Origin of the sequence: Pseudomonas sp. PDM09, assembly GCF_014852305.1 — a bacterium.
Lineage (GTDB): Bacteria > Pseudomonadota > Gammaproteobacteria > Pseudomonadales > Pseudomonadaceae > Aquipseudomonas.
Map to the genome: position 1 here is coordinate 185,167 of NZ_JACVBI010000003.1, position 12,786 is coordinate 197,952.

Annotated in this window: 2 protein-coding genes and 2 pseudogenes; 3 read left to right on the forward strand and 1 reads right to left on the reverse strand. The window is 58.3% G+C overall.

What is annotated here, in order from left to right:
• Window positions 1-21 precede the first annotated feature (21 nt).
• Entirely contained in the window at window positions 22-300 is a 279-nt protein-coding gene (locus IB250_RS09580) for a hypothetical protein (RefSeq protein WP_192343922.1), read from the reverse strand.
• A gap of 511 nt (window positions 301-811) precedes the next feature.
• Between IB250_RS09580 and IB250_RS29025 the strand changes: the two are divergent.
• The 3 genes and pseudogenes from IB250_RS29025 to IB250_RS09590 form a co-directional block, all read left to right on the forward strand.
• Window positions 812-1,594, forward strand: a pseudogene (locus tag IB250_RS29025) (filamentous hemagglutinin N-terminal domain-containing protein); the annotation flags it as partial.
• 33 nt (window positions 1,595-1,627) lie between these two features.
• Window positions 1,628-10,399, forward strand: a pseudogene (locus IB250_RS09585) (beta strand repeat-containing protein); the annotation flags it as partial.
• A 1,816-nt stretch (window positions 10,400-12,215) separates the two neighbouring features.
• Window positions 12,216-12,758, forward strand: a complete 543-nt coding sequence (locus tag IB250_RS09590; RefSeq protein ID WP_192343924.1) for a hypothetical protein — start codon at window positions 12,216-12,218, stop codon at window positions 12,756-12,758.
• Window positions 12,759-12,786 lie beyond the last annotated feature (28 nt).

Genomic DNA, 12,786 nt, shown 5'->3' on the forward strand with positions numbered 1-12,786 from the left:
GCGATCTTTTGATCTCGCCGTTCAGCTCTCGGCTTTCTTCTCCGCCGACTGCAACTCCTTGAGACGCTGATCAATCAACTGGCACTTATCCGGCAGATCCTTGCTGGCCGTCTCCAGGTCCATCTTCTGCAACTCATCATTGATCTCCTTGGCCTTGGCCGGGTTTTGCTCCGTGATCTTGGCGACTTCCTTGGCCAGTTGTTCGCGCTTGGCGGTGGCTTCGTCGGGCGGGCAGGCCCAAACGGGGAGGGCACAGGCGAGGCTGGCGGCGAGGGTCAGTTTCAGCAGGGTGGTTTTCATGAGTGAGCCTCATTTATCAATGTCACGGCGTTATTGAGTGGAGGGTTTTTCCACCCGGAAAGTTCAGGTCATGAACCAAAACCCGTGAGCTAGAGCGTTTGTCGAAAAACACTCGGAACGGCTTATTGACGTCAGAATGATGGCAACTTAACATCGCGCCATCACATTGATATCACTTCGCCGTTTTCGAGGGACCGAACAGACCATCCGCTCTCTGATGCAATGGTCGTTTACGCCACGCTTTGGACCTTCTGACCCAAGCGCGCATTTATCCCCTTTGACGTATTCGCTCTGCAAACGCCCCCAGCATTTGCCGTGTCGGGACGGCTGTGTCTGTGAATTGTTCATTCCACTCCTGCTGATCGAAACGAGACCTTTTGACATGGACGTTCGCCATTACGCCTTCCTCGCTGGCCAGCCTTCTGCTGCGGTTAAAAACCGCGAGCACTTCTGGGGCATGCCCAAGCGCGGGTTGGCGTTCCTGTTGGCCAACGTCATGTTCTGGCAGCCGATGTGGGCCCAGGCGGACGGGATTGTGGTGGCTTCGCCGGGCACCAGTCTCGGTCAGGCGGGCAACGGTGTACCGATTATCCAAATCGCCACGCCCAACGGCAGCGGCCTGTCGCATAACCAGTTCCACGATTACAACGTCGGCAGCCAGGGCGTCATCCTCAACAACGTCGCCAACCAGACCGGCGCCACGCAACTGGGCGGCATCATCGTCGGCAACCCCAACCTGACCAACCGGGTCGCCGCACAAACCATCCTCAACGAAGTGGTCGGCGGCAGCCCCAGCCAGTTGCGCGGTTACACCGAAGTGGCGGGGCAGTCGGCGCGGGTCATTGTGGCGAACCCCTACGGCATCAGCTGCAACGGCTGCGGCTTCATCAACACCCCGCGCGTGACCCTGACCACCGGCAAGCCGGTGCTGGACAACGGTCGCCTGGATCGCTTCCAGGTCGATCAGGGCGGCGTTGCCATCGACGGCGCCGGGCTGAACGCCAGCAACGTCGACCGCTTCGAAATCATCACCCGCAGCGCCAAGATCAACGCCGAGATTCAGGCCAGGAACCTGACCATCGTCGCCGGTCGTAACGACGTCAACGCCGACAGCCTCAATGCCACCGCCCGCGCCGATGACGGCAGTGGCAAACCGGGGTTGGCCATCGACAGTTCGGCCCTCGGCGGCATGTACGCCGGGGCGATCAAACTGGTGGGCACCGAAGCCGGGGTCGGGGTGAAACTCGACGGCAAACTGATCGCCAGCGGTGGCGACATCCAGCTCGATGCCAACGGCCACTTGAGCCTGGTCGACACCTCCGCCACGAACGGCGCAGTCAACGTCAAAGCCGCCAGCCTCGATGCGCGCGGCCCGGTCTATGCCGGTACGGCGCTGAACGTGCAAACCCAAGGCAACCTGACCAACCAGCAAACCCTCGCAGCCCGCGACAGCATCACGCTGAGTGCCGGTGGTCATCTGACCAACAATGGCGTCATCGAAGCCGGAGTCAACGCTGACACCAGCCGCAATGCCAACGGTGATGTGAGTCTGAGTGCGCAGAACCTCACCAACACTGGCAAAAGCGTGATCGCCAGCCGCAATTTGACGGTCAATATCAGCCAGACCCTGAACAACCAGAACGGCACCTTGAGCGCCGGGCAAACCGCCAACATTACTGCAACCACACTGAACAACCGCAGCGGTCAGGTCCTGGGTGACCTGGGTTTGAACATCGACCTCAGCGGCGCACTGGATAACCGCGATGGTGTATTGGGTTCGGGCAAGAGCGTGGATCTCAAAGCTGCCAGCCTCGACAACCGCGACGCCGGTGTGGTGGTCAGCGATGGCAGCCTCACCGCGCGCATCACCGGTTTGCTGGATAACCAGAACACCGGTGAAATCAGTGCCAAGGGCATCATCGATGTGCGCACAGGCAGCCTCGACAACCGTGGTGGCAACGTCAGCGGTCAAGACACGCTGACCATAACCGGCAATTCTGCCGACAATCGCGGCGGGGTGATCCAGGCCGACAAACAGTTGAAGCTGCAAGTTGGCCAACTGGATAACCGTGACAAAGGCTTGATCAGTGGCAAGGCCGGTATTGCCTATGACGGTACTCGCCTGGACAACAGTGGCGGTTTGCTCAGTGCCATCGGCGCAGTCACCCTCAATGCCGGTGAAGTGCAAAACGCGACCGGGCGGATCTCCAGCCAAAGTGACCTCACCGCCACCATTGGCCTGCTGCAACAACAAGGCGGAGCATTGGTCGCCCAAGGCAATCTGAGTCTGACCGGTGCGACCCTCGATAACCGCAATGGCGGCCTGATAGGCACCACCAAAGCGCTGACGCTGAAAGTTGACGACATCGACAACCGTGCAGGTGAGCTCTCCAGCAGCTTGTTGCTGAACATCAAAGGTCAGCGCCTGGACAACAGTGACGGCGGGAAAATTCTGGCCGCTACCGATCTGCAAATGGTCGTTGCCAAACTGATCAACCAGAACAAGGGCCTGATTGTCGCCAAGGGCGCGACGACGCTGACCGGCACCACGCTGGATAATACCGGCGGCACCTTCGACAGCCTCAATGGTTTGGTGATTACCCTCGACAATGCCTTGCTCAACGGTCAGGGGTTAATCAGCAGCGAAGGAACGTTGACCGTCGACGCGGGCAGCCTCGATAACAGCGTCGGCAGCCTGGGCAGTGCCGGTGCGTTGTCCGTGACCAGTCGTGGCGGCTTGCTCAATCTGGGCGGCTCGATCAGCACCGACAACACCTTGACCCTCGACAGCGTCAGCCTGGATAACAGCCAGAAAGGCCTGATATCCGGTAAAGACGCCACCCACGTCATCACTGGCAACGTTGATAACAGTCAGGGCGGTCGCCTCATCAGCGGCGCCACCCTGGAGCTCACCGCCAAGCAGGTCAACAACGCCGCCGGACGCATTGCCAGCCAGCAAGCGTTGACCGCCTCGGTCACCGGGCTCAACCAACAGGGCGGTGAGCTGTTCAGCCAAACCAGCCTGAGCCTGGACCTGAACAACGGCCAACTGAACAACCAGAGCGGTCTGATCAATGCGCCGTTGCTGATGTTGAAAAACCTCAAGGACGTCAACAACCAGAACGGTGAAATCTCCGGCGCTCAAGCCTTCACACTGGTCGCTCAGAACCTGGACAACAGCAATGGCAAGTTACTGAGCAATCAGGGGCTGACCCTGCGCATCGAAAAAGCCCTGAACAACCTCAAAGGCGTGATTTCCGCCGCGTCCCTCGATAGCCACAGCGACAGCCTCAACAACAGCGAAGGCTTGATCAGCAGTCACGACCGGCTGGAGCTCACCACCGACAACACGCTGGATAACCAGCAAGGCACGCTCATCGCTGACGGTGAACTGTTGCTCACCGCCGACACCCTGGACAACCTTGGCGGCAATATTGCCGGCAAGGCCGACGCCACCGTTCAGGTCAAAACCCTGAATAACCAGAAAGGCAAATTGATCACCACCGGTGTGCTCAAGCTGACCGCCGACACCCTCGACAACCGCGAAAAAGGTCTGCTGGGTTCCACCAAAGCCATGACCCTGACGGTCGATGACCTCGATAACCGTGGCGGTGAAGTCAGCACCAACGCCGATTTGTCGGTCACCGGTACAAAACTCGACAACAGCGATGGCGGCCAGGTTTTCACCGGTCAGGCGCTGACCCTCACGGTGGACCAGTTGCTCAACCGCAACAAAGGCTTGCTCAGCGCCACGACCCAGTTGAACCTGCAAGGACGTTTGCTGGATAACAGCGGCGGCAACCTGCTCAGCGTGCAGAACATGCACTTGAACCTGACCGGCGCCTTGGACAACAGCCTGGGCCAGGTCAGCAGCGAAGGTGCATTGACCGTCAAAACCACGCAGTTGACCAATACCCAGGGCAGTCTTTCCAGCGCGGCCGATCTAATGCTCACCAGTGATGACAGCGTCAGCAACCAGGGCGGTGAACTGGTTACCGATGGCGCGCTCACGCTCATCAGCGCCAGTCTCGACAACCGTCAGCAAGGCAGCATCAGCGGCAAAGGCGCGGTGAAGGTCACCACCGGCGCGTTCGATAACAGCCAGGGCGGCCGACTCAACAGCGCCAGTACCCTGAACCTGATAGCGGGCCAGGTTACCAACCAGGACGACGGCCGTATCGGCAGTCAGGGCGCCTTGACCGCTTCGGTCACCGGGCTGGATCAGCGGGGTGGCAAGCTGTTCAGCAACAGCAGCCTCACCCTGGACCTGAACAACGGCCAACTGAATAACCAGAACGGCCTGATCAATGCTCCCGGTGCCTTGCTGCTCAAACAACTCAAGGGCGTCAACAATCAGGGCGGTGAAATATCCAGCGGCGAAGCCTTCACGCTAACTGCGAAAAGCCTGGACAATAGCAACGGCAAATTGCTGAGCAATCAGGGCCTGACCCTGCGCATCGCCGAGGCGCTGGACAACGTCAAAGGCCTGATCGGCGCTGCGTCCCTCGACGTGCACGCCGCCAGCCTGAACAACAGCGGCGGCAGCCTGACCAGCCGCGGCGATCTGGAACTGACCGTCGACGGAGTGTTGCGCAACGATGCCAAGGGCCTGATCAACGCAGCTCAGCTACTCAAAATCGGCAGCGCCGAATTCAATAACCAGAGCGGCACGGTGCTTGGCGCCAGCGCCGTCATTCTCAACGCCATGGCGCTGAACAACCGCGACAGCGGGTTGATCAACAGCCAGGGCAAACTGACCCTGACCGCCACCAACCTGGACTCCAGCAACGACGGCGAAGTCTCGGCCAAGGGCGACATCGACCTGACCCTGACGTCCCTGACCCAGAATGGCGGCCGCCTGCTTGGCGAAAAAGCCGTCACCGTGGAACTGGCCAACGGCGATTTCGACAATCGCAACGGCCTGCTCACGGCCAAGGGGCCACTAACGCTCAAGCACCTGCGCGATCTCAACAACCGGAACGGCGAAATCTCCAGCAACCTCGGTTTCGATGTGATTGCCCGTGCCCTGGATAACAGCGCCGGCAAGCTGATCAGCAGCCAGCTACTGACGGTCAACGGCACCAGCCTGGTCAACCAGAAGGGTCTGATTTCCGGCTGGCAGGGCCTGACCGTCAACGGCGATAGCCTCGATAACCGCGACAGCGGCACACTCTCGAGCAGCAACGGTGATGTTGCCGTGGACCTCAAGGGCGCCTTGCTCAACAGCAATGCCGGGGCACTGGTCAGCCAGGGCAGCCTGAGCGTCAAATCAAAGAGTCTGGATAACAGTAACAAAGGCATCCTCAGCAGTGCGGCAGGGCAGACCCTGACCCTGGGTGAGTCCCTCAACAACAACCAGGGCGGCCTGATCGACAGCGGCGCCGCACTGGACATCACCGCCGGCGCATTGACCAACGCGGGCGGTACGATCAACGCGCAAAAGGCAATCAATGCCACGGCCACCGGCCTGGACAATACGGGCGGGAGCATCGCCGGTAATGGCGCGGTGACGCTGGATCTGCTCGGTGCATTGACCAACACCAGCGGCAAACTGGTCGGCGCCGGACCGGTGCTGATCAAGGGCGTTACCGACCTCGCCAACCAGAACGGCCAACTCGCCAGTCAAAGCACCCTGACCCTCTTGACCGGTTCGCTGGACAACAGCAACAACGGCACCCTCGCCGCCAAGGACGCCTTGCAGATCACCGCCAGCGGCGCGGTACGCAACGACGTCAACGGTTTGATCTACAGCCAGAACGCCGGCCTGAACTTGCAAGCCGCCAGCCTGGCCAACGGCAAAGGTACGATTCAGACCAAGAACGGCCTGACCCTCGACATCAGCGGCGACCTCGATAACCAGAGCGGCAAAGTTATTGCCGAGAACGGCTTGGTGATGGTCAAAGCCGCCAACATCGACAACCGCGGTGGGGTGCTGTCGAGTATCAAAGGTGCCCTCGAGGCGCGAGCCGTCGGCATGTTGCGCAACGGCTACGACCTTAACAACAACCGCCAGGGCGGGATCATTCAAGCCCAGGGTCTGACGCTGTCGGCACTGGCCGGCCTGGACAACAACGGCGGGCGGATCTCGGCGCAAGCCACCGACGCAAGCATCACCACCGCCGCGTTCGACAACCGCAACGGCGTGCTCTATGCCAAGGGCCTGGCCGGCGTGATCGGCACCAGTCTGGACAACGGTAACGGTCAGATTGCCGGTAACCGCATCGACCTCAGCCTCAGCGGCGCCCTAGGCAACCGTGCCGGTATCGTTGAAAGCGACACCACGCTGACGGTAAAAGCTGCCAGTGTCGATAACCAGACTGGCCGGCTTCGCTCTCTGGGCACTACCGGTAAGACCAGCTTCCAGATCGGCGGCCTGCTGGATAACCGTAATGGCGTACTCGAGACCGCCAACACCGATCTGACCTTGGCCGTTGGCAGCTTTCTCAATACCGGTGGCCAACTCAATCACGTCGGTCTTGGCCGGTTTGATGTCTCCACCGCCAACGTCATTGGCGCCGGAGGCGGCATCACCACCGCCGGCACCCTGGATCTGAATGCCGATACCTGGACCAACTCCAGCGTCATCCAGGCCGGGCGCTTGAATGTCAATGTCGGTAATTTCAGTCAGACCGCCAGTGGCAAGCTCCTGGCCTCTGACTACTTGCAAGCTCGTGGCGGCAACTGGACCAACGATGGCCTGATCGCCAGCGATGGTGTGGTGGATATGCAGTTGGGCGGTAGCTATAGCGGCAATGGGCGGATGTCGAGTATTGGCGCTCTTTCCCTGACCGCGGCGCAGTTGAACCTTAGTGCTGCCTCAAGCATTGCTGGTGGTGGTGATTCCATAGTCAAGATCGGCGGACAGCTGACCAACGCCGGGCGACTGACTTCCAATGCTGACCTGACAGTCGAAGCCGGCAATCTTGCCAACTATGGAACGCTGGGGGCCGCTCAAAACCTCAACCTCAATACTCCGTCACTGCTCAATGATCGCGGGCTGATTTTCAGCGGCGCCGACATGACATTGGGCGTTGGCAACTTCAACAACCAGAACGGCGACCTGTACGGTCTGCGTGATGTCGTCGTCAAAGGATACGGCGCAGCAGCCCAGGCTAACCAAGTGTCGAACATCTCCGGCTCTATGGAGAGTGGTGGCAAGTTCACACTCAACGCCGGGTCCTTCACCAACCGTACTTCGGGGGACGACGGTACGCAGAACTTTGCCCTGACGCGTACTCTGGTTTCCGGTTTCCTGGCCGTTCAGTGCGGCGATTGCAGTGGCGACCACTACGACGTCAATTACATCGCCCGGGAAGTCTTCGAAGGCGGACAGGACAGCGACACCACGGCATCCGCCTTGTTGACCGCAGGCGGTGACTTCGTCTTCAACGGTGGCAATTTCCTCAATAGCAAAAGCACTGTCAGTGCGACCGGCAACATCACCATCAATGCCAACAACCTGAAAAACATTGGTACGGTCAGCGGCAGCATCGAGCGCACGCGTACCTATCGGACTGGTCGGGTCACCGATGGAACGGTCAATCGCTTCATGCCGCAGGTGGTGGCATACAACCAGCGTAACAACCCGGATTTCCCGAACCTTTACTACATCGACGGTTCTGGAGGTTTTAGTTTAGGTACTGCTTCGTCTAGCTCCCGCCCGGAGGGTGGCCGGGAGGGTGGCAGGATCGAAACAGTCGTGGTCAAGGACACCGTGACGAATCAGGTGGTGACCAATACCCTCTCGGGTTATTCCTACGGCTCCACCAGCCCGCAATCCCAATACGACCGCAACAACCTGGTGGAACTGCCGACCGGCCTGCAGAACTACACCCTGGTCAGTGACATTGAAACCGCGCGTGATGGTGGAAGCGTCACCGCCGGGCGCAATGCCGTTATCCAGGCTGGCGGCAACGTTTCAATCACGGCTACCCAGGATCTGCAGAACAGTGTCATCCACCAGGACTACGGTTCCACCGGCGGCACCAATAAAGTCGCGGATACCAAGGCAAGCGGTGCCGGCACCACTGTCATAAGGCTCAATAGTCAACTGCCGCCCGATCTCGCCCAACAACAAGTCAACCCGTTGACATTACCGGGCTTTAGCCTTCCCACGGGGGAGAATGGCCTGTTTCGTCTGAGCACTCAGGACGCGAGTGGCTTGGCGCCGGATGCGGGCACGCTGCAGCCGCCGGGTTGGACTATGGGCAGTGAAAACGTCGTCACGCAAGGACACGCGGTCGCCGCTGTCAGCGGTGGTCCGCGCAGTTTGCTGGTAAACACCCCGGCGATCCTCACCAGCAGTGATCCCGCCATAGACCCGGTTAGCCACACATCGACGGCGACTGCGAGCGGCGCTAGCACACTCGACGTTTCCGTGAAGTCGGCCGGTCCGCGCAGAGGCGGACTGGGCAACGATACCAGGTCCACGATCGGCATTCGTCCTGTGAATCGCGTCACCGGTTTGCCGGACGTGAAAGCGCCGGCCAACGGCCACAAATACTTGATCGAAACCAATCCGGTACTCACCAACCTCAAGCAGTTCATGAGTTCGGACTACCTGCTGAGCAACCTCGGCTACGACCCGGACACCAGCGCCAAACGACTGGGTGACGGCCTCTACGAACAGCGCCTGATCCAGCAAGCAGTCGTCGCTCGCACCGGCCAACGCTACATTAACGGCCAGACCACCGACGAAGGCCTGTTCAAGTACCTGATGAACAACGCCATCGCCAGCAAGGACGCCCTCAATCTGTCGGTGGGTGTCAGCCTCACCTCGCAACAAGTCGCGGCACTGACCCACGACATCGTCTGGCTCGAAGAGCACGAAGTGAACGGCGAAAAAGTGCTGGTGCCGGTGCTCTATCTGGCACAGGCCGAAGGCCGCCTCGGCCCGACCGGTGCGCTGATTGCAGGCAACGACGTAACGCTGATCGCCGGTCAGAACCTCGACAACGTCGGCACGCTGCGCGCCACCAATAACCTGTCGGCGACGGTGGGCAAGGATTTGGTCAACAGCGGGTTGATTCAGGCGGGTAATCGTCTGGATGTGTTGGCGGGGAATGACGTAATCAACAAGTCGGGTGGCATTCTTGCGGGTCGTGATGTGAGCGTGAACGCGATCATGGGCGACGTGCTCAACGAGCGAACCATTACTTCGCAAGACAGCAAAACACGCTTCGGTACGCAACATCACGACTTCGCTGACAGCGCTGCACGCATCGAAGCCGCTAATGACCTTAGCGTCTCGGCGGGGCGGGACATCAACAATATTGGTGGTGTGCTGCAGAGCGGCCGTGACATGGACCTGAATGCCGGACGGGACCTCAACGTGTCCTCGGCGCAGGTCACCAACAGTGTATTCCGCGACAAAAGGCACAACAGCAGCGACATCACTCAATTGGGGGCGAGCGTCAGCGCCGGTCGTGACCTGTCGGCCCAGGCAGGGCGTGATATCAGCGTGATCGCCAGCCAGATCGATGCCAAGCGCGACATCGCGATGGCGGCGACCGAGAACATGATCATCAGCTCTGCCGCGGATGAGGAGCACTCCCTGTCCAAGAGCAAAAAGCTCACCAGACAGGAAGATCACGTCAGCCAGGTCATGTCGGGTATCACGGCCGGCGGCGATGTGGCATTGAGTGCCGGTGATAATCTCGCCGTGGTCTCCAGCCGCATCACCGCTGGCGACGAAGCGTATCTGGTAGCGGGCGACAGACTCGACGTCCTCGCGGCGCAGGACACTGACTACTCGCTATACGACAAAAAGAAAAAAGGATCCTTCGGCTCGAAGAAAACCAAGCGCGATGAAGTCACCGATGTGAAGAACATCGGCAGCGAAATCACCTCCGGCGGCAACATGGTGCTCGCCAGTGGCGGTAATCAGCATTACCAGGTTGCCAAGCTCGATAGTGGCAACGACCTGACTATCAGCAGTGGAGGTGCAATCACGTTTGAGGGCGTGAAGGACTTGCATCAGGAGAGCCACGAGAAAAGTAATTCCAGCATGGCCTGGAACTCAATGTCGGGCAAAGGCAATACCGACGAGACCCTGCGGCAAAGTCAATTGGTGGCTCAGGGGCAATTGGTGATCAGGGCGGTTGATGGCCTGAACATCGATATTAAACAGATCAACCAGAAATCGGTCAGCCAGACCATTGATGCAATGGTGCAGGCAGATCCGCAACTTGCGTGGCTTAAGGACGCCGAGACGCGTGGGGATGTGGACTGGCGTCTGATCAAGGAAACCCACGAGTCGTTCAAATACAGCAGTTCGAGCCTCGGCCAGGGCGCGATGCTGGCGATCATTATCATTGTCACGGTGTTGACGGCGGGCACCGGAACAGCAGCAACTGTTGGCGCAACTGCAGGCACAGCGGCTTCTGGTGCGGCAACGGCAGCAGGGGTGTCAGCGGCCACTGCAGCGTCTATAGGCGCCGCTGCATCGGCTGCCGCAACGGCAAGCTTTTCGGCGGCGGTTGCGCAAACTGCTGTCAGCGCGATAAACAACAAGGGCGATCTGGGTGGCACCTTCAAGGACGTCTTTTCATCGGAAAGCCTGAAAGGCTATGTACTCGCTGGGATTACGGCAGGTATTGCATCAAAGTTCGGGTTCACACCTACGGACCTGAAGTTCGACTTGGCCAGCGCTCAAACCGTTGCGATCAAGACTGCGGCCGATGCGTTGGCAAAAACTGCCATCATGGGCGGCAGCCTCAAGGACAATCTGGTTGAATCCGCGTTGGGGACAGGCATCAGTATTGCCGGAGCAATCGGGGCCAACAAAATTGGCGATGTAACCCTGTTTGAAAACGGCAAGTTGACAAAAGTCGCGATGCACGCTGCGCTGGGTGGCCTGATGGCTGAGGCGATGGGGGGCGACTTCCGTACCGGGGCGATTGCAGCGGGGGCGAATGAAGCGCTGGTTGATTTCCTGGCTGACAAGTTGTTGCCGGTCGGAGTCGACAGAAACAGCCTCGAGTACCAACAAGGGATTAATAAACTGCTGGCGGCCTCTCAACTGATCGGCGTGTTGACGGCGGCCGTTACGGGGGGCGATGCGTCATCCGCCGCTGCAGTGACGGCAAACGCAACGCAATACAACAACCTCGACCACCCTTCGGCTGAGCGATTGCTTAAAGAGCTTGAGGGCTGCCGGGCCACACAGGGTTGTAGTGCCGAGAACATTCGCGAGATTGTCGGGAACTATGAAGATCTGTCGACCAAACGTTCGATGGCCATCAATGCCTGTGACAGCAGGGCTTGTGTAGAGTCGATCCAGAAAAGTGCGGTTTCACTGGAATCACCGGTGGCCAAGGATTTGATGGACTTCCTGCGGCGTAATATTTCCTACGATATGGCCGGGCTCCTCACTGGGAATCCAGGGGTAATTGCTGTTCCATCGCAGGGTGTTGATGGTTGGGGAGCGCTGTTTACTTCGGATAAGCAAATGGCCTTTGCGAAGAATCTCAAGGAGGGCTGGCTGACGCCTGCCGAGTTGGCCGGTGTCGATCAATGGGTCAAAGAGACCAGTTGGCTGGACCAAGCCGCTGGACAGCCGCTTTCTCTGAACGAGCGAGCAACGCTGATGACTGAACTCCAGACGGCAGTAGGTATCTTGCTCATTGGTAAGAGCTCGCCCCCTTCGACATCTATCGAATTCGGGAAAAAACTCACACGGAATAGCTCAGGCCAAATTGAGGCTCAAACGACGCCTGCGCAAGCAATTAAAATGCTTGAATCCAATGGTTACACCAAGTCGTTTTCGAAGGATGGTACGGTATCAATTCTGGTGAAGGGGGATAGGACCTATAGGTTTTATCCAAAGTCAACATCAACGAACGAGCCGACGGCATCACTAGATATTGCCGGAATTAAAAAAACGATAGTCAAAATCAGGCTGAAAGGAGAGTGATATGACGGTGCATAAGCTTGAGTCAGAAGACTCTCATCATATAACGCAAGACTTATCAACTGTTATTAATTTTGCGACAGACCTACCGGCCATGGTTTTTCGTGCGAGCGATTTTGAGTTTTGTTTTTTTGAAAGATCGTTAGTCAGTTTTTCAGATGTTTTGATTGAGCTGATTTCTGCGAGTTATGAAGACTTTTCATCAGATGTGTTTATAAGGTTTGGTGGGAGCTCGGAAAATACATGTTTTTTGCTGGACGGTGTTGATGTTGAGGGGGATGTGGAGTTCATAAATAAAGGATTTCGTGATTTTTTTGCAGGCGAGGTTGATTACCCAATGGTCATTGGGGATCTAGAATTTGACTGGCTAGCATTTGAGAGCGCACACGAAGAGTTTGGAGTGTTGGCAGTGAAATCCGGTCTTAATGTCTCATCGTTTTCCAAGATGCTTAAGAAAAACTTTATAAGCTCAAGAGCTTTTCAGAAGCTTGCGGGTCAACATGAGGTAATGAATAAGATAGTTAAAGCATTTCACGGTTATTTTTGAAGTGAAACAGGCGCCCCAAAGGTCGCCC